The organism is Streptococcus shenyangsis, assembly GCF_006385785.1.
Lineage (GTDB): Bacteria > Bacillota > Bacilli > Lactobacillales > Streptococcaceae > Streptococcus > Streptococcus shenyangsis.
Genome location: NZ_VFSH01000006.1, coordinates 78,639 through 100,202 on the forward strand (window position 1 = coordinate 78,639; position 21,564 = coordinate 100,202).

Annotated in this window: 27 protein-coding genes; 21 read left to right on the forward strand and 6 right to left on the reverse strand. The window is 40.6% G+C overall.

Annotation, left to right across the window (positions count from 1 at the left end):
• Nucleotides 1–13 precede the first annotated feature (13 nt).
• The 4 genes from FJR77_RS05785 to FJR77_RS05800 are packed head-to-tail and all read left to right on the forward strand — an operon-like array spanning nt 14 to nt 2,410.
• Nucleotides 14–802: an alpha/beta fold hydrolase gene (locus FJR77_RS05785; protein WP_140833647.1), complete on the forward strand. Its 789-nt coding sequence runs from the start codon at nt 14–16 to the stop codon at nt 800–802.
• A gap of 30 nt (nt 803–832) precedes the next feature.
• On the forward strand, nt 833–1,351 hold the full coding sequence (rimM, locus tag FJR77_RS05790; RefSeq protein ID WP_049524868.1) for a ribosome maturation factor RimM: 519 nt from the start codon (nt 833–835) through the stop codon (nt 1,349–1,351).
• Nucleotides 1,341–2,060, forward strand: a complete 720-nt coding sequence (gene trmD / locus FJR77_RS05795; protein ID WP_140833645.1) for a tRNA (guanosine(37)-N1)-methyltransferase TrmD — start codon at nt 1,341–1,343, stop codon at nt 2,058–2,060. The genes rimM and trmD overlap by 11 nt, the downstream gene beginning before the upstream one ends.
• An 11-nt stretch (nt 2,061–2,071) precedes the next feature.
• Nucleotides 2,072–2,410, forward strand: a complete 339-nt coding sequence (locus tag FJR77_RS05800; protein WP_001196038.1) for an ATP cone domain-containing protein — start codon at nt 2,072–2,074, stop codon at nt 2,408–2,410.
• A gap of 29 nt (nt 2,411–2,439) precedes the next feature.
• Here the strand turns inward: FJR77_RS05800 and FJR77_RS05805 are convergent, their stop codons facing one another.
• The gene (locus FJR77_RS05805; protein WP_140833643.1) at nt 2,440–2,760 is read right to left on the reverse strand and encodes a hypothetical protein; all 321 of its coding nucleotides are present in this window, start codon (nt 2,758–2,760) and stop codon (nt 2,440–2,442) included.
• 98 nt (nt 2,761–2,858) lie between these two features.
• Between FJR77_RS05805 and FJR77_RS05810 the strand changes: the two genes are divergently transcribed.
• The gene (locus tag FJR77_RS05810; RefSeq protein WP_000807422.1) at nt 2,859–3,074 is read left to right on the forward strand and encodes a YdbC family protein; all 216 of its coding nucleotides are present in this window, start codon (nt 2,859–2,861) and stop codon (nt 3,072–3,074) included.
• A gap of 253 nt (nt 3,075–3,327) precedes the next feature.
• On the opposite strand, the gene FJR77_RS05815 is transcribed toward FJR77_RS05810, so the two are convergent.
• Together FJR77_RS05815 and gor are read right to left on the reverse strand one after the other, a co-directional pair.
• Nucleotides 3,328–3,864, reverse strand: a complete 537-nt coding sequence (locus FJR77_RS05815; protein ID WP_140833641.1) for a biotin transporter BioY — start codon at nt 3,862–3,864, stop codon at nt 3,328–3,330.
• 194 nt (nt 3,865–4,058) lie between these two features.
• On the reverse strand, nt 4,059–5,405 hold the full coding sequence (gor, locus tag FJR77_RS05820; protein ID WP_125450684.1) for a glutathione-disulfide reductase: 1,347 nt from the start codon (nt 5,403–5,405) through the stop codon (nt 4,059–4,061).
• A gap of 289 nt (nt 5,406–5,694) precedes the next feature.
• Here gor and FJR77_RS05825 point away from each other — a divergent pair, with 289 nt between their 5' ends.
• The 7 genes from FJR77_RS05825 (at nt 5,695) to FJR77_RS05855 (ending at nt 13,237) form a co-directional block, all read left to right on the forward strand.
• On the forward strand, nt 5,695–6,894 hold the full coding sequence (locus FJR77_RS05825; RefSeq protein ID WP_181146606.1) for an efflux RND transporter periplasmic adaptor subunit: 1,200 nt from the start codon (nt 5,695–5,697) through the stop codon (nt 6,892–6,894).
• Nucleotides 6,878–7,579 (forward strand): ABC transporter ATP-binding protein, encoded by a 702-nt coding sequence (locus tag FJR77_RS05830; RefSeq protein WP_140833637.1) that lies wholly within the window; start codon nt 6,878–6,880, stop codon nt 7,577–7,579. Before FJR77_RS05825 ends, FJR77_RS05830 begins: the two co-directional genes overlap by 17 nt.
• A gap of 1 nt (nt 7,580) precedes the next feature.
• Nucleotides 7,581–8,840 carry an ABC transporter permease gene (locus FJR77_RS05835; protein WP_140833635.1) on the forward strand — a complete coding sequence of 420 codons (1,260 nt, stop codon included), beginning with the start codon at nt 7,581–7,583 and terminating at the stop codon, nt 8,838–8,840.
• Nucleotides 8,841–8,963: 123 nt separating this feature from the next.
• The gene (gene metG / locus FJR77_RS05840; protein WP_140833633.1) at nt 8,964–10,961 is read left to right on the forward strand and encodes a methionine--tRNA ligase; all 1,998 of its coding nucleotides are present in this window, start codon (nt 8,964–8,966) and stop codon (nt 10,959–10,961) included.
• Nucleotides 10,962–11,096: 135 nt separating this feature from the next.
• Nucleotides 11,097–11,417, forward strand: a complete 321-nt coding sequence (locus tag FJR77_RS05845) for a PadR family transcriptional regulator (RefSeq protein ID WP_140833631.1) — start codon at nt 11,097–11,099, stop codon at nt 11,415–11,417.
• A gap of 3 nt (nt 11,418–11,420) precedes the next feature.
• A complete protein-coding gene (locus tag FJR77_RS05850) occupies nt 11,421–12,236 on the forward strand; it encodes a hypothetical protein (RefSeq protein WP_140833628.1) in 816 nt (271 codons plus the stop codon).
• Between the two features lie 74 nt (nt 12,237–12,310).
• Nucleotides 12,311–13,237, forward strand: coding sequence for an aldo/keto reductase (locus FJR77_RS05855; RefSeq protein WP_140833626.1), 927 nt, complete (start codon nt 12,311–12,313; stop codon nt 13,235–13,237).
• 366 nt (nt 13,238–13,603) lie between these two features.
• On the opposite strand, the gene trhA is transcribed toward FJR77_RS05855, so the two are convergent.
• Together trhA and FJR77_RS05865 are read right to left on the reverse strand one after the other, a co-directional pair.
• The gene (trhA, locus tag FJR77_RS05860; RefSeq protein ID WP_140833623.1) at nt 13,604–14,251 is read right to left on the reverse strand and encodes a PAQR family membrane homeostasis protein TrhA; all 648 of its coding nucleotides are present in this window, start codon (nt 14,249–14,251) and stop codon (nt 13,604–13,606) included.
• The gene (locus tag FJR77_RS05865) at nt 14,251–14,694 is read right to left on the reverse strand and encodes a DUF1836 domain-containing protein (RefSeq protein WP_140833621.1); all 444 of its coding nucleotides are present in this window, start codon (nt 14,692–14,694) and stop codon (nt 14,251–14,253) included. Before FJR77_RS05865 ends, trhA begins: the two co-directional genes overlap by 1 nt.
• Nucleotides 14,695–14,828: 134 nt before the next feature.
• On the opposite strand from FJR77_RS05865, the gene FJR77_RS05870 reads away from it, so the two are divergent.
• From FJR77_RS05870 to trxB, 7 genes are all read left to right on the forward strand, one after another.
• Entirely contained in the window at nt 14,829–15,323 is a 495-nt protein-coding gene (locus FJR77_RS05870) for a GNAT family N-acetyltransferase (RefSeq protein WP_140833620.1), read from the forward strand.
• Nucleotides 15,323–15,841: a methylated-DNA--[protein]-cysteine S-methyltransferase gene (locus tag FJR77_RS05875; RefSeq protein ID WP_140833618.1), complete on the forward strand. Its 519-nt coding sequence runs from the start codon at nt 15,323–15,325 to the stop codon at nt 15,839–15,841. The genes FJR77_RS05870 and FJR77_RS05875 overlap by 1 nt, the downstream gene beginning before the upstream one ends.
• A 5-nt stretch (nt 15,842–15,846) precedes the next feature.
• Nucleotides 15,847–16,203: an arsenate reductase family protein gene (locus FJR77_RS05880; RefSeq protein ID WP_000889094.1), complete on the forward strand. Its 357-nt coding sequence runs from the start codon at nt 15,847–15,849 to the stop codon at nt 16,201–16,203.
• Between the two features lie 157 nt (nt 16,204–16,360).
• Nucleotides 16,361–17,161: an amino acid ABC transporter permease gene (locus FJR77_RS05885; protein WP_001103447.1), complete on the forward strand. Its 801-nt coding sequence runs from the start codon at nt 16,361–16,363 to the stop codon at nt 17,159–17,161.
• Nucleotides 17,161–17,904: an amino acid ABC transporter ATP-binding protein gene (locus FJR77_RS05890; protein ID WP_000590965.1), complete on the forward strand. Its 744-nt coding sequence runs from the start codon at nt 17,161–17,163 to the stop codon at nt 17,902–17,904. The genes FJR77_RS05885 and FJR77_RS05890 overlap by 1 nt, the downstream gene beginning before the upstream one ends.
• A gap of 77 nt (nt 17,905–17,981) precedes the next feature.
• Nucleotides 17,982–18,206: a DUF4059 family protein gene (locus FJR77_RS05895; RefSeq protein WP_000926599.1), complete on the forward strand. Its 225-nt coding sequence runs from the start codon at nt 17,982–17,984 to the stop codon at nt 18,204–18,206.
• Nucleotides 18,207–18,271: 65 nt separating this feature from the next.
• Nucleotides 18,272–19,183 (forward strand): thioredoxin-disulfide reductase, encoded by a 912-nt coding sequence (gene trxB / locus FJR77_RS05900; RefSeq protein ID WP_140833616.1) that lies wholly within the window; start codon nt 18,272–18,274, stop codon nt 19,181–19,183.
• A gap of 116 nt (nt 19,184–19,299) precedes the next feature.
• Here trxB and FJR77_RS05905 read toward each other — a convergent pair whose 3' ends face one another.
• On the reverse strand, nt 19,300–19,485 hold the full coding sequence (locus FJR77_RS05905) for a hypothetical protein (protein WP_140833614.1): 186 nt from the start codon (nt 19,483–19,485) through the stop codon (nt 19,300–19,302).
• A gap of 160 nt (nt 19,486–19,645) precedes the next feature.
• Between FJR77_RS05905 and rpiA the strand changes: the two genes are divergently transcribed.
• Both rpiA and FJR77_RS05920 read left to right on the forward strand, forming a co-directional pair.
• Nucleotides 19,646–20,329 carry a ribose-5-phosphate isomerase RpiA gene (rpiA, locus tag FJR77_RS05915; RefSeq protein ID WP_140833612.1) on the forward strand — a complete coding sequence of 228 codons (684 nt, stop codon included), beginning with the start codon at nt 19,646–19,648 and terminating at the stop codon, nt 20,327–20,329.
• A gap of 23 nt (nt 20,330–20,352) precedes the next feature.
• The gene (locus FJR77_RS05920; RefSeq protein ID WP_000033100.1) at nt 20,353–21,564 is read left to right on the forward strand and encodes a phosphopentomutase; all 1,212 of its coding nucleotides are present in this window, start codon (nt 20,353–20,355) and stop codon (nt 21,562–21,564) included.

The window sequence follows — 21,564 nt, forward strand, 5'->3', positions numbered from 1 at the left end:
AGTGGATTTCTTTATGAAGAGGATTGAAGTATCTACAGAAATTGGTAGTCTCTCTGTTACTTATCAAAAGCAAAAGAAAATGCTAGTTTGTTTAAGTGGCGCAGGTTTGCTACCAAGTTATGAAAATTTTTCACTTATACTTGAAAAACTTCCTCCTACAATTGGTTATTTGACTATTGATTTTCCGAACACAGGTAGGAGTCCGATTCATGACCAAGCTGGAAAAAATCTAGATAATCTTGCAGATGCGGTTTATGAAGTACTTGAAGAATTAGGGATTTCTGAATATATACTTTGTGTACATAGTTTGAGTGGAATTTTAGCTTGCAAATTACTCAAGAAACCAATTAAGTGTCAGGCTTTACTAGCAATTGAACCGACAACTAAAAACGTCATGTTTGCTGATTTTTCAGAAAATCCTTATCCAGAAATGGAAGAGCAGATGAGGCTGATTGAGGAGTGTGGTCCTGAACTTTATTTTAAGAACTTAACTCAAGTCACATTTAGCCCTGAAACTAATAAAGAAATCTGGGAATTAATGCAAGAAAAAGGCTTAGAGTTGGAAAATCAAGATCCAGAATTTCAGATATCTGGAGAGATTACTGAGGAAGATTTTGAGAATGTATCTATAGAATCTTATATCCCTGTATTTATTTTTTGTCAGGCTTATAGAGAAAAAGAGTACATAGAATCAGAATATTGGACTTCCAATACTAAACTCATTTTAGGAGGGAATCACCATTATTTACAATGGTCAGAATCAGAAAAAATTGCGACTATTATTCGAGAATTGTCAGAATAAGATGGAAAGAAATAGACTACAGGAGACAAGATGAACTACTTTAATGTTGGGAAAATCGTCAATACGCAGGGGTTGCAGGGTGAGATGCGAGTCTTGTCTGTGACAGATTTTGCAGAAGAACGGTTTAAAAAAGGTGCTGAGCTGGCCTTGTTTGATGAAAAAGATCAGTTTGTCCAAACAGTGACCATCGCTAGCCACCGTAAACAGAAGAACTTTGACATTATTAAATTCAAAGATATGTACCATATCAATGCTATCGAAAAGTACAAGGGATACAGTCTCAAGGTCGCTGAGGAGGATTTGAATGACCTAGACGATGGTGAATTCTACTATCACGAGATTATTGGTTTGGAAGTCTATGAGGGAGATAACTTGATTGGAACCATCAAGGAAATCCTGCAACCAGGTGCTAATGATGTCTGGGTGGTCAAGCGAAAAGGCAAGCGTGATTTGCTTTTACCTTATATCCCACCAGTGGTTCTCAATGTTGATATTCCAAATAAACGAGTTGATGTGGAAATCTTAGAAGGGTTAGACGATGAAAATTGATATTTTAACCCTCTTTCCAGAGATGTTCTCTCCACTGGAGCATTCAATCGTTGGAAAGGCTCGAGAAAAAGGGCTCTTGGATATCCAGTATCATAATTTTCGAGAAAACGCTGAAAAGGCCCGCCATGTCGATGATGAGCCTTACGGAGGTGGCCAGGGGATGCTGCTCCGAGCTCAACCTATTTTCGATGCCTTTGATGCTATTGAAAAGAAAAATCCGCGCGTCATTCTCCTCGATCCTGCTGGAAAACAGTTTGATCAGGCTTATGCTGAAGATTTGGCTCAAGAGGAAGAGCTGATCTTTATCTGTGGGCACTACGAGGGTTATGATGAGCGCATTAAGACCTTAGTAACGGATGAGATTTCCCTAGGCGACTATGTCCTCACTGGTGGAGAATTGGCAGCTATGACCATGATTGATGCTACGGTACGCCTGATTCCAGAAGTGATTGGCAAAGAGTCTAGTCACCAAGATGATAGTTTTTCTTCAGGCCTTCTTGAATACCCTCAGTACACACGTCCCTATAATTATCGAGGTATGGTTGTGCCAGATGTACTGATGAGTGGACACCATGAGAAGATTCGTCAGTGGCGCCTGTATGAGAGTTTGAAGAAAACCTACGAGCGCAGACCGGATTTGCTTGAACATTATCAACTGACAGCAGAAGAAGAAAAAATGCTGGCAGAAATTAAAGAAAACAAAGAATAAAGGAGAAACCTATGCAAGTAATCAAACGTGATGGAGAAATTGCTGAATTTAATCCAGATAAGATTTACCAAGCCATCTTAAAGGCAGCTCAGACTGTCTATGTATTAACAGATGATTTGCGTCAAAACCTTGCACAAGTCACTAAGAAAGTGGTTTTGGATTTGGAAGAAGCCAAGGTGGAACGTGCTACCATCAGCATGATTCAGTCTTTGGTTGAGCATCGTTTATTGGGTGCAGGTTACATTACCATTGCTGAACACTACATTTCCTATCGTCTACAACGTGACTTGGAAAGAAGTGGTTATGGAGACCATATCGCTGTTCATTTACATTTTGAACAAATTCGCTAAGAAAAAGAGTGGGATGAAGCAACTACATCTCACTCTTTCTTAAATCTATTTTTTTGAGCTGTTTGGACGGTTGAAGGGACAAATCGCAGGCGTTGAATATCGCTTATGCGGATAATACGAGTCACATTTTTGGCAAAATTTTTCACGATAATTTGCTGACGTTGTTGATCGTATTTGATGATGTCACCTGTAAAGCTTGCCTCAGACAAGATAAGGTGAACTGCGGTTTGTTTCTGGATAGCCTCTTCAATAGTGGCTGTAAGGGAGTTGGTTTCAGTATGGTCTGGTTGGTCATGTCCATTTAAAAAGTCATGTATTTTATCTAGAGCTTGCTGGAATTTATGTCTCATATTGGCCTCCCTTCTTTTATATCAATATTATATAAAATTTTCCTAAAATCTACAAGATTTTACGAATAATCAAATGAAAGCTAAAAAAGGAGAAGAAAATGGCAGAATTTACATTTGAAATTGAAGAGCATTTGTTGACTCTTTCTGAAAACGAAAAAGGTTGGACTAAGGAAATCAACCGTGTGAGCTTTAATGGTGCCCCTGCAAAGTTTGATATTCGTGCTTGGAGCCCAGATCATACTAAAATGGGCAAAGGAATTACTCTCTCTAATGAAGAATTTCAAACCATGGTGGATGCTTTTAAAGGAAACTAATACTCTTCGAAAATCTCTTCAAACCGAGTCAGCTTCGCCTTGCCGTACGTGTATGGTTACTGACTTCGTCAGTTCTATCCACAACCTCAAAACAGTGTTTTGAGCTGACTTCGTCAATCTTTATTTACAACCTCAAAGCAGTGCTTTGAGCAACCTGTGGCTAGTTTCCTAGTTGGCTCTTTGATTTTCATTGAGTATAAGTTTTCAAAATAAAGGAAAAGGATACTGAGTCATTACAACTCGATATCCTTTTTTAGTTAGTAAAGTAAGCCTGATTTTTAAGGCGTTGAAGTAGTGGACGGCTAATAATACTAATAGCAATAATTTTACCAAAATCTGGGATGATAAAGGGAAATACCCCCACAGCAAGCGCTTTTTCAAATGGCATTCCAGCTAGGAAATGCAAGCTGAGAATCCCGCCGACAAAGACAAGGGTATCACCCAAGAGGTTTGCAAGAAAAATCTTGACAACACCACTCTTGCTGTTGGTTAGAGAAGAAGTAAGTCCAGAGTAAACGAGATAAAACCAAAGATAGCCTGCAGTAGGACCAACCAACGCCTGTAATCCAGCTCCACCTCCTGCAAAAACAGGAAGACCGATAGCACCTAGAAGAAGATATAGTCCAACAGAAAGTACAGCCTCTCTCGGTCTAAAGACAGTAGCAATCAAGCCGATTGCAAAGTTCTGCAGAGTGAAGGGCACAGGTCCAATTGGAAGACTGATTTGTGCCAAAACAGCAATGAGAGCAGCCCCAATAGCAGGGATAGCATAAACGTGAGCTTTTTTCAAAATAGTTAACCTCTTTTCTGATGTATAGTAACTATTATACTCGTAGAGGAATCATTGTCAACCGATTTTTAAAAACAAGGTAACAAAAGCTGTAACGGCCGATTTGCTGACTGGGTAAGTTGGATAATTGTTTTGTAGATTCGAAGACATTAAAAAAGAAGCAGACACATTTGTATCAGCTTCTTTTATTTCGATTAACGCATAGTTACAAATTCTTCAGATGCAGTTGGGTGAATCGCTACAGTTGCGTCAAAGTCTGCCTTAGTTGCTCCCATCTTGATAGCAACAGCAAATCCTTGAATCATTTCATCAACACCATAGCCAATTCCATGAAGTCCGACAACTTTTTCTTCTGAACCAGCTGTGATCAATTTGAAACGTGTTTCTTGACGGTTGCGAGTGCAAGCAGAGTACATAGATGCAAAGCTTGATTTATAAACTTTGATTTGGTCTTGACCGTATTCTTTAATAGCTTGCTCTTCTGTCAAACCAACAGTTCCGATAGCAGGGTGTGAAAAGACAACAGTTGGAATAGTTGAGTAATCCATTTTTGCAGTAGTTTTTCCGTTAAAGAGACGTTCAGATAGGGTACGTCCAGCCTTGATAGCTACTGGAGTCAGTTCTTTCTCGCCCGTTACATCACCTAGAGCGTAGATTCCCTCAACAACAGTATTTTGGTATTCATCCACTTGGATAAAGCCACGTTCGTTCAGAGTTACTCCAGCTTTTTCAAGTTGCAAGCCCTTAACGTTTGGACGGCGACCAGTAGCCCAGATAACTTGGCTAGCTGTGTGACTAGTACCATCTTCGAAATGAATGGTAATGCCGTCAGTAGTTTTTTCTAACTTGACAGGGACTTTGTGAGTATGAAGTGGCAAGTTTGTTCTTTCCATTTCCTTGACCAAACCTTCAACGATATAAGAATCAAAACCACGTAAAGGACGATCGCGGCGAACAAAGAGATCTGTCTTGACACCAAAGGTGTGGAGTACGCCAGCCAATTCGACGGCGATATAACCAGCGCCTAGAATAGCAACTGATTCTGGCAATTCTTCCCAGGCAAATACATCATCAGAAGAGCCGCCTAGTTCTGCACCAGGAATATTAGGAATACTTGGATGGGCACCAGTAGCAATCACGATATGTTTGGCACGAATCAGTTCACCATTTACGCTGACAGTATGAGAATCTACAAATTCCGCATGACCTTCAATCAGGTCTACGCCGTTGCGTTTAAAACTGCCATCATAAGAAGAACGAGCGCGATCAATGTAGGCTTCACGATTACGGCGTAGGGTTGCAAAGTCAAAGTTAAGATCAGTAGTCTTAAAGCCGTAGTCTACTCCAAATTGATGGAAAGTCTCAGCGATTTGCGCCCCGTACCACATGATTTTTTTAGGAACACAACCGACGTTGACACAGGTTCCACCTAGTTTCTTTTCCTCAATAACGGCCGCTTTGGCTCCGTGCTCACCAGCACGGTTCATGGTAGCAATTCCTCCACTACCTCCACCGATAGCAATGATATCGTATTCTCTCATTGAAAACTCCTTTGTACTCTTTTAAATAGTAGAGTGTCATTTTTTGATAGTCATATTCTATCTTTTTTTTGATGTGATTGCAAAAATCTGCTACGTTCAAAAAAATTAAAGAAAAGGCTTGCAAAAAAGAAAAATAAAGTGTATTATATAACTAGTACAATGATTGTAAAATGAATTCCGAACAATAATTGAATCCTGAAATGTCATTATTTCGTTCTAAACGGTTATTGTTTATATTTGGTAATTTTTGTATAATATTGTTAAGGACTTTAAATCAAAAAGGAGTTTCATTATGAAAAAGAATAGTAAAGCTAAAAAGTGGCAATTGTATGCAGCAATCGGTGCTGCAAGTGTAGTTGTATTGGGTGCTGGAGGGATTTTACTCTTTCGACAACCATCTCAAACCGCTGTAAAAGATGAACCTACTCATCTTGTTGTTGCCAAGGAAGGAAGCGTGGCATCCTCTGTTTTATTGTCGGGGACAGTAACAGCAAAAAATGAACAATATGTTTATTTTGATGCTAGTAAGGGAGATTTAGATGAAATCCTTGTTTCTGTGGGTGATAAGGTCAGCGAAGGACAGGCTTTAGTCAAGTACAGTAGTTCAGAAGCCCAGGCAGCCTATGATTCAGCGAGCCGAGCAGTCGCTAAGGCAGACCGTCATATCAATGAACTCAATCAAGCACGAAATGAAGCTGCTTCAGCTCCCCAGTTACCAGTACCAGCAGGAGGCGAAGGAGCTGCAGCCCAAACTCCAGCTCCAGTCTCAGGAAATTCAGTATCATCTATTGATGCACAATTAGGTGATGCTCGTGATGCTCGTGCAGATGCAGCAGCACAATTAAGTAAGGCTCAAAGTCAGTTGGATGCAATGACGGTTCTCAGCACTCTAGAAGGAACTGTAGTCGAAGTCAACCGCAATGTTTCAAAATCTCCAACTGGAGCTAGCCAGGTGGTAGTTCATGTCGTTAGCAATGAAAACTTGCAAGTTAAGGGTGAACTATCTGAATACAACCTTGCCAACTTATCTGTAGGTCAAGAAGTAACCTTTACTTCTAAAGTTTATCAAGATAAGAGCTGGATTGGTAAGCTTAGCTATATTTCTGACTACCCTAAAAACAATGGTGAAGCAGCAAGTACAGCTGCCGCAGCTGCTGGTAATTCTGGTTCTAAATATCCATATACCATTGATGTTACAAGTGAAATCGGTGACTTGAAACAAGGATTCTCAGTAAGTGTTGAGGTCAAGAACAAGACCAAAGCTATTCTGGTTCCTTTAACAAGTGTTGTGACTGAAAATGATAAGAACTATGTCTGGGTACTTGACGAGCAGAAAAAGGCCAAGAAAGTGGAAGTTGGTTTGGGAAATGCTGATGCAGACAACCAAGAAATCACTTCAGGTCTGACAAATGGAGTCAAGGTCATCAGTAACCCAACGTCTTCTCTAGAGGAAGGAAAAGAGGTGAAGGCTGATGAAGAAACTAATTAGTTTAAAAAATATCTGCAGAAGTTACCGGAATGGTGACCAAGAACTGCAGGTTCTCAAAAATATCAACCTAGAAGTGAATGAGGGTGAGTTTGTTGCCATCATGGGACCATCGGGTTCTGGTAAGTCTACTCTAATGAATACCATTGGCATGTTGGATACACCAACCAGTGGAGAGTATTATCTTGAAGGCCAAGAAGTGGCTGGACTTGGTGAAAAACAACTAGCCAAGGTCCGTAACCAACAAATCGGATTTGTCTTTCAGCAGTTCTTTCTTCTATCCAAACTCAATGCTTTGCAAAATGTAGAATTGCCCTTGATTTACGCAGGAGTTTCGTCTTCAAAACGTCGTAAGTTGGCTGAGGAGTATTTAGAAAAGGTTGAATTGACTGAGCGTAGTCATCATTTGCCTTCGGAATTATCTGGAGGTCAAAAGCAACGTGTAGCTATCGCGCGTGCATTGGTAAACAATCCTTCTATTATCCTAGCGGACGAACCGACAGGAGCCTTGGATACCAAAACAGGTAACCAAATCATGCAATTATTAGTTGAACTGAATAATGAAGGAAAAACTATTATCATGGTAACGCATGAGCCTGAAATCGCTGCTTACGCTAAGCGTCAGATTGTCATTCGTGATGGCGTCATTTCATCTGATAGTGGTCTCGTAGAAAAGGAGGAAAACTAAGATGCAGAATCTGAAATTTGCCTTTTCATCCATCATGGCCCACAAGATGCGTTCTTTCTTAACCATGATTGGTATCATTATCGGCGTATCATCCGTTGTCGTCATAATGGCTTTGGGAGACTCCATGTCTCGTCAGGTCAATAAAAACATGACCAAGTCACAGAAGAATATCCATGTCTTTTTCTCGCCTATTAAAAGTAAAGACGGTTCTTTTACCCAAAAACAATCAGCTTTGACAGTTTCTGGGAAAGAAGAGGAAGTTCCTGTTGAACCACCAAAACCGCAAGAAGCTTGGGTCAAGGAGGCAGCAAAACTTAAGGGTGTGGATAGTTACTATGTAACCAACTCAACGAATACCACTCTATCCTATAAAGATAAAAAAGTGGAGCGCGCTAGCTTGACGGGTGGGAATATTACCTACATGAGGGCGGTTGAAAATGAAATTGTTGCAGGCCGAAGTCTTATAGCTCAGGATTATAAAGATGTAGCCAGTGTCATTTTGCTCGACCAAGAACTTGCTAATAGTCTGTTTGGGTCAGCTCAAGAAGCTGTTAACCAGATTATAGATGTCGGTGGCTTTAGTTATCGTGTCATTGGTGTCTATACTAGCGATGAGGCCAAGACTGCCAAGACTTTTGGTATTGGTGGACTTCCGATTACGACTAATATTTCTCTTGCCAATAACTTCAATATGGATGAAATTTCTGATATTGTCTTCCGTGTCAATGATACCAGTTTGACACCAACAGTGGGACCAGAATTAGCTAGAAAATTAACCGAGATTGCTGGTCTTCAGCAAGGGGAGTATCAGGTGTCAGATGCGACTGCAGCCTTCCAAGAAGTACAACAACTTTTTGGATTTATAACTACGATTATTAGTGCCATTGCAGGAATTTCCCTTTTTGTTGGAGGGACTGGTGTTATGAACATCATGCTGGTTTCGGTGACGGAGCGTACTCGTGAGATTGGTCTCCGTAAGGCCTTGGGTGCAACTCGTGCCAATATTTTAATCCAGTTTTTGATTGAATCCATGATTTTGACCTTGCTTGGCGGAGTTATTGGTTTAACCATTGCGACAGGCCTAACCGCTATAGCTGGTCTACTCTTGCAAGGATTGATAGCTGGTATAGAAGTAGGAGTATCAATTCCAGTTGCCCTATTTAGTCTTGCAGTTTCGGCTAGTGTTGGTATGATTTTTGGAGTCTTGCCAGCCAACAAGGCATCTAAACTTGATCCAATTGAAGCCCTTCGATATGAATAAGATCAACAAGATGGACACTTGTCTATCTTGTTTTTGTATGGATTTCTCTATCGAAAATCCTTAAAAATGTGATATAATGAAGTGTTAGAAAAACAGGTTTCATTTGCCTGGAAAGGAAAAATTATGTCTGAAAAGAATTTTTATATTACAACGCCGATTTACTATCCATCTGGTAAACTTCATATCGGATCTGCCTACACAACCATCGCCTGTGATGTCCTAGCACGTTACAAACGCTTGATGGGCTACGATGTCTTTTATCTGACAGGTCTTGATGAGCATGGTCAGAAAATCCAGCAAAAAGCTGAAGAAGCTGGAATCACCCCTCAAGCCTATGTTGACGGAATGGCAGTTGGTGTTAAAGAACTCTGGCAATTACTCGATATCTCATACGATAAATTCATCCGTACAACTGATGACTACCATGAAAAAGTTGTCGCACAAGTCTTTGAACGCTTACTTGCTCAAGATGACATCTATTTGGGTGAATATTCTGGTTGGTACTCAGTCTCAGATGAGGAATTCTTTACAGAAAGCCAGCTTGCGGAAGTTTTCCGTGACGAAGCTGGAAATGTAACTGGGGGTATTGCTCCATCAGGTCACGAAGTAGAATGGGTTTCTGAAGAATCATACTTCCTTCGTCTCAGCAAATACCAAGATCGTTTGGTGGAATTTTTCAAGTCCCATCCTGAATTTATCACCCCTGATGGTCGTCTGAATGAAATGCTTCGCAACTTTATCGAGCCAGGTTTAGAGGATTTGGCAGTTTCTCGTACAACCTTTACCTGGGGTGTACCTGTCCCGTCAAATCCAAAACACGTTGTCTATGTATGGATCGATGCCCTTCTTAACTATGCGACAGCTCTTGGCTACGGTCAAGATGAACATGGTAGCTTTGACAAATTCTGGAATGGAACAGTCTTCCATATGGTAGGAAAAGACATCCTTCGTTTCCACTCAATCTACTGGCCAATCCTTCTCATGATGTTGGATGTTAAATTGCCTGACCGCTTGATTGCCCACGGTTGGTTTGTCATGAAAGACGGCAAGATGTCCAAGTCTAAAGGAAATGTCGTTTACCCTGAAATGTTGGTAGAACGCTATGGTCTAGATCCGCTTCGCTACTACCTCATGCGTAGCCTTCCTGTTGGTTCAGACGGAACCTTCACTCCAGAAGACTATGTTGGCCGTATCAACTACGAATTGGCCAATGACCTTGGAAACCTCCTCAACCGTACGGTTTCTATGATTAACAAGTATTTTGATGGACAAATTCCAGCCTATGTAGAGGGTGTAACAGAGTTTGACAATGCGCTTGCTCAAGTAGCAGAACAATCAATCGCTGACTACCATACACACATGGAAGCAGTTGACTACCCACGTGCTTTAGAAGCAGTCTGGACCCTTATCTCTCGTACTAATAAATACATCGATGAGACAGCTCCATGGGTCTTGGCTAAGGATGAAGCACTTCGTGACCAATTGGCAAGTGTCATGAGTCACTTGGCAGCTAGCCTTCGTGTCGTTGCTCACTTGATTGAACCGTTTATGATGGAAACCAGTCGTGCAGTCTTGAATCAACTTGGCTTGGATGAAGCTTCTAGTCTTGAAAACTTGAGCTTGGCTTACTTTCCTGCAGGTGTCACTGTCGTTGCCAAAGGAACACCAATCTTCCCACGTTTGGATATGGAAGAAGAAATCGCCTATATCAAGGAACAAATGGAAGTTAACAAGCCAGCTGTCGAAAAAGAATGGAATCCAGATGAAGTTGAACTCAAACTAAACAAGGATGAAATCAAGTTTGAAGACTTTGACAAGGTCGAAATCCGTGTCGCAGAAGTCAAAGAAGTGTCTAAAGTAGAAGGTTCTGACAAGTTGCTTCAATTCCGCTTGGATGCTGGTGATGGAGAAGATCGTCAAATCCTCTCAGGGATTGCAAAATACTATCCAAATGAACAAGAATTGGTCGGCAAGAAAGTTCAAATTGTTGCCAACCTCAAACCACGTAAGATGATGAAGAAATATGTCAGCCAAGGGATGATTCTCTCAGCTGAACATGATGGACAATTAACCCTTCTCACAGTTGATCCAGCTGTACCAAACGGAAGTGTGATTGGGTAACAATAGACAGGACTAGTTTATGCTAGTTCTGTTTTTTTTATTTTGACTATTATGCTTTACAAACTAGTGTGAAAGTGGTATATTATAGATGAAGCTACTAGTAGGTATTACAAAATAGATTAGAAGGGAGAAGGGATGAAAGAAACTCAATTATTAAAAGGTGTTCTTGAAGGTTGTGTCTTGGTTATGATAGGTCAAAAAGAGCGATATGGCTATGAGTTGATACAGACTTTACGAGAGACTGGCTTTGACACTATCGTTCCAGGAACTATTTATCCTTTGCTGCAAAAGTTAGAAAAAAATCAATGGATAAGAGGCGACATGCGCCCGTCGCCAGATGGTCCAGATCGGAAGTATTTTTCGTTAACCAAAGAAGGAGAAGAGCGTGTCTCGGACTTCTGGCAGCAATGGAACGATTTGAGTCAAAAAGTAGAAGGAATTAAGAATGGGGGTTAAACCATGAAGAAAATGAAGTATTACGAAGAAATAAGCGCTTTGTTACATGAATTCTCTGAGGAGAATCGGCAATATTTTGAGGAGCTCTGGGACAGTTTTAATCTTGCTGGATTTCTCTATGATGAGGACTATCTTAGAGAGCAGGTTTATTTGATGATGTTAGATTTCTCAGAAGCAGAACGAGATGGCATGAGTGCAGAGGATTATCTAGGTAAGAATCCTAAAAAATTAATGAAAGAGATGCTCAAGGAAGCGCCTCGCAGTTCTATCAAGGAGTCCCTTTTGACACCAATTTTTGTCCTAGCGATATTACGTTACTATCATCTACTGGGTGATTTTTCTAAAGGTCCTCTCTTAACAGTCAATTTGCTTACTTTTTTAGGGCAACTTCTTTTTTTTCTGATTGGATTTGCTCTTGTGGCCACAATTTTACGTTGGGGCTTAGTCCAAGATTCTCCTAAGATGAAAATTGGCACTTATATTGTCGTTGGAATTCTTGTTCTGCTAGTTGTTCTGGGATATGTAGGAATAGGAAGTTTTGTACAAGAAGGAGCATTTTATCTTCCTGCTCCCTGGGATAGTTTGTCTGTCTTTACGATTTCCCTAGTCATCAGTATTTGGAATTGGAAAGAAGCGGTCTTTCGTCCCTTTGTCAGTATGATTGTTGCCCATCTTATTGTAGGCTCTCTTCTCCGTTATTATGCGTGGATGGGCATTTCAAATGTTTTCCTCACAAAGATTATTCCTTTAGCAGTTCTCTTTATTGGAATCTTTGTCTTATTCCGTGGGTTTAAGAAGATAAAATGGAGTGAAATATAGTCAAAAAGCCGTTACAAAGCGGTTTTTTGTTATAATGAAGAGAAGAATGTTAGAAATTTAAGGAGAAAAATTTGATGAGATACATAACTCTTGGTCAAGATGACAAAGAATTATCAGAAATTGTTCTCGGAATGATGAGAATAAAAGATAAGTCTGTAAAAGAAGTTGAAGAGCTTGTAGAAACAGCACTTTCTGTTGGAATCAATGCTTTTGACTTGGCTGATATATATGGTCGTGGTCGTTGTGAAGAACTGTTAGGTCTTGTCCTAAAAAATCGTCCAGATTTAAGAGAAAAGATGTGGATTCAGTCCAAATGTGGCATTCGCATAGAAGAATTTACCTATTTTGATTTTTCAAAAGAGTATATATTACAATCAGTTGATGGGATTTTAGAAAGATTGCAGGTTGATTATTTAGATAGCTTGCTTCTCCATCGACCAGATGCTTTGATGGAAGCTGATCAAGTGGCTCAAGCCTTTGAAATTCTACACAAATCAGGTAAAGTTCGAGACTTTGGTGTGTCCAACCAAAATCCCATGATGATGGAATTGCTGAAGAAAGAAGTAAAACAATCTCTATCTATCAATCAATTACAATTAAGCGCAGCTTTCACACCTGGTTTTGAAGCAGGTTTCCATGTCAATATGGAAGGTGACAAGGCAGCTGTGCGTGATGGTAGCGTCTTTGAATACTGCAAATTAAACGATATGGTTATTCAGGCCTGGTCAGTCTTGCAGTTCGGATATTTCAAAGGGAATTTTGTCGGCAATGAGAAGTTCCAACAACTAAACCAAGTCCTAAATCGATTAGCATTAAAATACAGTGTGAGCCCATCAGCTATTGCTATCGCTTGGGTGTTACGCTACCCAGCCAAAATGCAGGCAGTCGTAGGTACAACAAATCCTAAGCACTTGAGAGAAGTTAGCCAAGCGGCAAACTTTAGCTTAACAAGAAAAGAATGGTATGAAATTTATCTTGCAGCAGGGAATAATTTACCTTAGGCAAAAATGCATTTAAAGAAATCACAGTCAAAAAAACGTTGGAAAACGTTTTTTTGTTATCTGACCATTTGTCTGTCTTGATTCGTTAGGTACGGTTCATTAACGGATGATTATGATTTAATACTCAATGAAAATCGAAAAGCAAACTAGGAAGCTAGCCGCAAGCTGTGCTTGAGTACGGGAAGGCGACGCTGACGTAGTTTGAATAGTATAACTATTCTAATTTACATACTAGTAGGGAAGCAGTATTCCATAATTGACGGCACGCTAGTAGGTACTATAAAATGGACTAGAGTACATTTTTGATTGGGTATAAAACATCATAGATAATAAAAATAGGTTAGGATTTTTTGTCCTAACCTATTTTTACATGTAATAAACAATGGCGATGTATTGGAGGGCAGATGCGGCTAGGATAAAAAGATGCCAAATCATGTGGAAATAAGGTTTTTTCTTGGCATAAAATCCAGCTCCAACTGTATAACAGAGTCCGCCAGTTACCATGAGACTCCAGAAAATTGGTGTCGTTTGACTGATAATAGCAGGAATGATAGCCAGAACCAACCAGCCCATAATCAGGTAAAGACCAAGGCTAAATTTCTCATTGACCTTTTTAGCAAAGATTTTATAGAGAATACCAAAGATGGTCGTGCCCCATTGGATAGCAATAATCAGATGGCCAAACCAGTTATTCATTAAGGTCAAGACGACGGGCGTGTATGAGCCTGCAATAGCAACATAAATCATAGAATGATCAATGATTCTCAAGACATATTTGTGGGTTGAACCATAGGCCATAGAGTGGTAAATGGTGGATGATAAAAACATGAGAAAGAGACTAATAACAAAAATGGAAACGCCGATAGAGGATAAAAATCCGTGTGCCTCATAACTATAGGTGGATGAAATGGGGAGTAATATGAGCATGATGACTGCACCTACGGCATGGGTCACACTATTAGCAATCTCCTCTCCAAAACTGAGTTGTTTGCTGAATTTAAGACTAGTGTTCATTAGATTTCCTCCTCTTGAGTACGATGGATTAAGGATAGAGTTTGATGATAGAGTTTAACGGTTTGGCAGCTGGTTTGGATAATGAGGTTAGCTGGGTCAATTCCTTGGTTCATGTAGTCTACAAAAGCATCGTAGAGTTGGTCTGAACTTGCTTGACTTTGAAGAGTATTCAGTGTCTGAGCAATTTCTTGAATTGAAAAGACAGATTTGAGGGTTGTAATAGCAATCAAACGGGCAATCTGTTGGCGTTGGTATTTTTTCTTGTCAGGCTTTGTCAGGTAACCATGTTTCACATAATTGTTGACCATAGATGCTGTCAGGCCCTTGTCTTTATCAGGAGAGATAGGGGAGCAGACCTGATTGACATAGAGCAAAACCTGGTCCAGATAGAGGTCAATGTTTGGAATTTCTGCCCATTTTGGGTAGGAAAAGGTGGTTTTCATTTCCGACTCCTTTTTATCTAGTTTTTATAACTAGATTATAAAATAACAAAAACAAAAAGTCAAGTTTTAACTGCTTGTGAAAAGGCTTAAATTATGCTATGATGGGAGAAACTAGTCAGAAAAGAGGAGAAAAGATGGAAATTCGTTTAGCTTTTCCAAATGAAGTAGATGCCATTATGCAGGTGATGGAGGATGCTAAAAAATGTTTAGCAGATGCTGGTAGTGACCAGTGGCAAAATGGCTATCCAAATGCTGATATTATTATTGAGGATATTATCTCAGGTCAAGCCTACGTAGCCTTGGAAGAGGGAGAACTATTAGCCTATGCTGCTGTGACCAAGAGTCCAGAGGCAACCTATGAAGCCATTTATGAAGGCAACTGGCAAGCTGGGGAGTCAGAGTACCTAGTCTTTCACCGTATTGCTGTAGCTGCAGATGTGCAGGGACAGGGGATTGCTCAGACTTTCCTAGAGGGCTTGATTGAAGGTTTTGACTATCTAGATTTTCGCTCAGATACGCATGTTATAAACAAGGCCATGCAGCATATCTTTGAAAAACTCGGTTTTAAACAGGTTGGTAAGGTTCCAGTTGATGGGGAACGTTTGGCCTATCAAAAATTGAAGAAATAATGCAAAAGAAGTACGCAAAAATGCTCTACTCTTCACCAATTGGCTCCCTTTCTCTTGTAGCTGATGACCATTATCTGTATGGAATTTGGGTGCAGGAGCAGAAGCATTTTGAGAGGGGACTAGGAGATGAGACGATAGAAGCAGTTGTTAGTCATCCCATTTTAGACCCAGTTATTGCTTGCTTAGATGCTTACTTTAAAGGTAAGTCTCAGGATTTATCCGACTTGCCCTTGGCTCCAATCGGAACGGATTTTGAAAAGCGAGTTTGGTCTTATTTACAGGGAATTCCTTATGGTCAGACAGTGACCTATGGGCAAATAGCACAAGATTTGCAAGTGCCTTCTGCTCAAGCAATTGGTGGAGCAGTGGGACGCAATCCTTGGTCTATCCTAGTACCTTGTCACCGTGTGCTGGGAGCAGGCAAGCGTCTGACAGGTTATGCTGCAGGAGTGGAAAAGAAAGCTTGGCTCTTGGATCATGAAGACGCAGATTTTAAAGATGTAAATAATAGAAAGTGAAAGACATGTTAGAATTTATCGAATACCCAAAATGTTCAACTTGTAAAAAAGCAAAACAAGAATTAAACCAACTTGGTGTGGACTACAAAGCCGTCCATATCGTCGAAGAAACACCAAGTCAAGAAGTCATTTTAAACTGGCTAGAGACCTCAGGTTTCGAGTTGAAGCAATTTTTTAACACCAGTGGAATCAAATACCGTGAATTAGGGCTAAAAGATAAGGTAGGAAGTCTGTCAAACCAAGAAGCAGCTCAGTTGCTAGCAAGTGATGGTATGTTGTTAAAACGGCCCATTTTAGTAGAAAATGGAACTGTTAAGCAAATCGGTTATCGAAAACCTTATGAAGAATTGGGATTGAAATAGTTTTTACTTATCTCTTTGATAGATAAAATATATAACCTCCCTGTTTCAAAGTATGATAAACTAGTAGGTAGACAAAGTCTGTATCTGACCGTAGCAAATAATTTCATTGACGGCAGAAGTATGGTAGAATGAATCATTATCAGGAGAGGATGTTTTTATGAATGTTACAACGATTTTAGCATCAGATTGGTACCAAAACTTGATGCAATTGATTCCGGATGGCAAGCTCTTTAGCTTGCGTTCGGTCTTTGATGGAATTCCAAGAATTGTCCAACAACTTCCAACAACGATTATGTTGACAATTGGTGGTGCCCTTTTTGGCTTGGTTTTGGCGCTTCTTTTTGCCATTGTGAAGATCAATCGTGTCAAGATTTTATATCCCTTGCAGGCCTTCTTTGTTAGTTTCTTAAAAGGGACACCGATTTTGGTGCAACTCATGTTGACCTACTACGGAATCCCTTTGGCTTTGAAAGCTCTCAATCAGCAATGGGGTACTGGTTTCAATATCAATGCGATTCCAGCGGCTGTTTTTGCGATTGTAGCCTTTGCCTTTAATGAGGCAGCTTATGCTAGTGAAACCATTCGTGCAGCCATTCTCTCAGTCAATCCTGGTGAGATTGAGGCAGCACGCAGTCTGGGTATGACCCGAGCGCAAGTTTATCGTCGCGTGATTATTCCAAATGCGGCAGTTGTGGCGACTCCAACCTTAATCAATTCCCTAATCGGATTGACCAAGGGAACTTCCCTAGCCTTCAGTGCGGGTGTTGTGGAAGTCTTTGCCCAAGCTCAGATTTTGGGTGGTGCCGATTATCGTTACTTTGAACGCTTTATCTCCGTTGCCCTTGTTTATTGGGTAGTCAATATCGGTATTGAAAGTCTTGGTCGTTTCATCGAGAGAAAAATGGCTATTTCTGCACCTGATACAGTGCAAACAGATGTGAAAGGAGACCTTCGTTAATGATTAAGATTTCGAATTTAAGCAAATCCTTTTCAGGACAGACTGTCTTGGATCATCTGGACTTGGATATTCAAAAAGGGGAAGTTGTAGCCTTGATTGGTTCTTCAGGAGCTGGAAAATCAACCTTTCTTCGCAGTCTCAATTATCTTGAAACACCTGACAGTGGTTCTATTCAGATTGATGATTTTTCAGTTGATTTTTCTAAAATCACTCAAGAAGAAATCCTTGCCCTACGTCGTAAGCTGTCTATGGTTTTCCAACAGTTTAATTTGTTTGAACGCCGCACAGCACTTGATAATGTGAAAGAAGGCTTGGTTGTTGTCAAGAAATTGTCTGATCAAGAAGCGACTAAGATTGCCAAGGAAGAGTTGGCTAAGGTTGGGCTTTCTGACCGTGAGAATCATTACCCTCGTCATTTATCAGGTGGACAAAAGCAACGGGTTGCCCTAGCGCGTGCTCTTGCCATGAAACCAGATGTCTTGCTCTTAGACGAACCAACTTCAGCTCTTGACCCAGAATTGGTCGGTGAAGTAGAGAAGTCTATTGCAGATGCTGCTAAGTCAGGTCAAACCATGATTTTGGTCAGTCATGACATGTCCTTTGTAGCCCAAGTGGCTGATAAGATTCTCTTCTTAGATAAGGGGAAAATCATCGAGTCTGGAACACCGGATGAGATTATCCACCATCCTAAAGAAGAGCGGACAAAAGAATTCTTCGCTAGTTACAAACGGACTTATATTTGATATAATAGATAAAGAAAAACTCAGTTAGCTGGACTAGCTGAGTTTACTCTTTAAAAAAGATAGAAATGAGAGAAACCATGCTACTGCAACTATTTTCTTTATATTTCGAGAGTTTGATCTTGACCACCATCCTCGTCCTGATTTTTTTAGGGATTTGGATTGGACTGAGAGCCATGTCGGGAGTGGATAAGACAGCCAAGGCTCGCCAAGCCCATCTCTATGATATGATTATGATTGGAGTCTTGGTTGTTCCAGTATTATCATTTGCGGTTATGAGTTTAATTCTTGTTTTCAAGGCATAATCCTTGCTTGATTGACAAGAAAGAGTTAGAATAAAGATAGTTACAACAAGAAAGAAGGAATCTATATGTACGATACTATTATTATCGGTGCTGGACCTGCAGGGATGACTGCGGCCTTATACGCTGCTCGAAGCAATCTGAAAGTAGCCTTGATTGAAGGCGGTCTGCCAGGTGGTCAGATGAATAATACCTCTGATATCGAAAATTACCCAGGATATGCTAATATTAGTGGGCCAGAATTGGCTGAAAAGATGTTTGAACCGCTTGAAAATCTTGGTGTTGAGCACATTTATGGCTATGTTGAAAATGTCGAAGACCATGGTGATTTTAAGAAAGTGATGACTGATGACCAAACGTATGAAACACGTACAGTTATCGTAGCGACTGGCTCTAAACACCGTCCTTTGGGAGTACCTGGAGAAGAAGAACTGAACAGTCGTGGTGTTTCTTACTGTGCTGTGTGTGATGGTGCTTTCTTCCGTGACCAAGATTTGTTGGTAGTTGGTGGTGGAGATTCAGCTGTTGAAGAAGCCCTCTTCTTGACTCGTTTTGCTAAGACTGTTACCATTGTTCACCGTCGTGACCAACTTCGTGCCCAAAAGGTTTTACAAGACCGCGCCTTTGCGAATGAGAAAATCAGCTTTATCTGGGATTCTGTAGTCAAGGAAATCAAGGGTGAAAACCGAGTAGAATCTGTCGTATTTGAAAATGTGAAAACAGGTCAAGTGACAGAGCAAGTCTTTGGTGGCGTCTTTATCTATGTTGGCTTGGATCCTGTTAGCGATTTTGTTAAAGAATTGAATATCCAAGATCAGGCAGGCTGGATTGTGACAGATAATCACATGAAAACTGCAGTTGACGGTATTTTTGCAGTTGGAGATGTGCGCTTGAAAGACCTTCGCCAAGTAACAACAGCAGTTGGAGATGGGGCTATCGCTGGTCAAGAAGCCTATAAATTTATCACCGAACATAGTTAATCATAAAAACGCATAGTATCAGAGTTACAAAAATCTTGATACTATGCGTTTTACTGTGGGAAAATTTAGTTCATTTTTTGCTTAAATTCAATCCACTATATAAGCTTCTTATATCTTTAGAAAAATCCTTTAATCTTGCTAACGAGGCCATCTAGACATTCAGAACCAGAAATCAACTGTTGAGCTTGAGAGAAGTATTCTCCAAGTTGTTCTTGATTTTCTGCAACAAATGTTTTTGCAGCTTCGAAATCTTTTGTTTCGATTAGTTCTTTTACTTGATTAAACAAATCTAATGGGTTCATCTTATTTCTCCTTTTCTGTATTTAATTATTTAACCATCTTTATGATAAAAAATCAACCCAAGAAAGATTTCTTCGAGAATGGTTATCGTTTTCAATTTCCAGATGAAATAAAAGCCTTTACATGGTATAATAGAAGTAGCTTTCTAATGGAGGTAATTGAGTGGAAAATCTGAAGAAAATGGCAGGTATCAAGGCTGCTGAGTTTGTCAATGATGGTATGGTTGTCGGGCTGGGAACAGGTTCTACTGCCTATTATTTTGTCGAAGAAATCGGTCGTCGTATCAAGGAAGAAGGCCTACGAATTACAGCTGTAACGACTTCTAGTGTGACCAGTAAACAGGCTGAAGGGCTTAATATCCCGCTCAAGTCTATTGACCAAGTAGACTTTGTCGATGTGACAGTCGACGGGGCGGATGAAGTGGATGGTCAGTTTAATGGAATTAAAGGCGGTGGTGGTGCCCTTCTCATGGAGAAGGTTGTGGCAACGCCCTCAAAAGAATATATTTGGGTAGTGGATGAAAGCAAGCTGGTAGACAAACTAGGTGCTTTTAAATTGCCAGTAGAAGTAGTTCAGTATGGCGCAGAACAGGTCTTTCGTCGTTTTGAGCGAGCTGGCTACAAACCAAGTTTCCGTGAAAAAGACGGCCAACGTTTTGTGACCGATATGCAGAATTTTATCATTGACCTTGCCTTGGATGTCATTGAAGATCCAATTGCTTTCGGACAAGAATTGGACCATGTCGTTGGTGTTGTAGAGCACGGTTTATTCAACCAAATGGTGGATAAGGTCATCGTTGCTGGACGAGACGGGGTTCAGATTTTAACTTCAACAAAAGCAAGATAACTAAAATAATAAGGAGATACACTATGTCAAAATTTAATCGTATTCACTTGGTGGTATTGGATTCTGTAGGAATCGGAGCTGCACCAGATGCTAACAACTTTGTCAATGCAGGGGTTCCAGATGGAGCTTCTGACACACTGGGACACATTTCAAAAACAGTTGGTCTGAATGTGCCAAACATGGCTAAAATCGGTCTAGGAAATATTCCTCGTGAAACTCCTCTTAAGACTGTAGCGGCAGAAAGCAATCCAACAGGATATGCAACCAAATTAGAAGAAGTATCCCTTGGTAAGGATACTATGACTGGACACTGGGAAATCATGGGACTCAACATTACTGAGCCCTTCGATACTTTCTGGAACGGATTCCCAGAAGAAATCCTGACAAAAATCGAAGAATTTTCAGGACGTAAGGTCATTCGTGAAGCCAACAAACCTTACTCAGGAACGGCTGTTATCGATGATTTTGGACCACGTCAAATGGAAACTGGAGAGTTGATTATCTATACTTCAGCTGACCCTGTGTTGCAAATTGCTGCCCACGAAGACATTATTCCTTTGGATGAATTGTACCGTATCTGTGAATACGCTCGTTCAATTACACTTGAGCGTCCGGCCCTTCTAGGTCGTATCATTGCCCGTCCTTATGTAGGTGAACCAGGTAACTTCACTCGTACAGCTAACCGTCGTGACTTGGCGGTATCTCCCTTTGCTCCAACCGTTCTCGATAAACTCAATGAAGCAGGTATCGATACTTATGCTGTTGGTAAAATCAACGATATCTTTAACGGTGCTGGTATCAACCATGACATGGGCCACAACAAGTCAAACAGCCATGGAATTGATACACTATTGAAGACCATGGGCCTTGCTGAATTTGAAAAAGGATTCTCCTTCACAAACTTGGTTGACTTTGATGCCCTTTACGGCCACCGTCGTAATGCTCACGGTTACCGTGATTGTTTGCATGAGTTTGATGAACGCTTGCCTGAAATTATCGCAGCCATGAGGGAGAACGACCTTCTCTTGATTACTGCGGACCATGGAAATGACCCAACCTATGCAGGAACAGACCACACTCGTGAATATATTCCATTGTTGGCCTATAGCCCTGCCTTTAAAGGAAATGGTGTCATTCCAGTTGGACATTTTGCAGATATCTCAGCGACAGTTGCGGATAACTTTGGTGTTGAAACTGCCATGATTGGGGAAAGTTTCTTAGATAAATTGGTATAA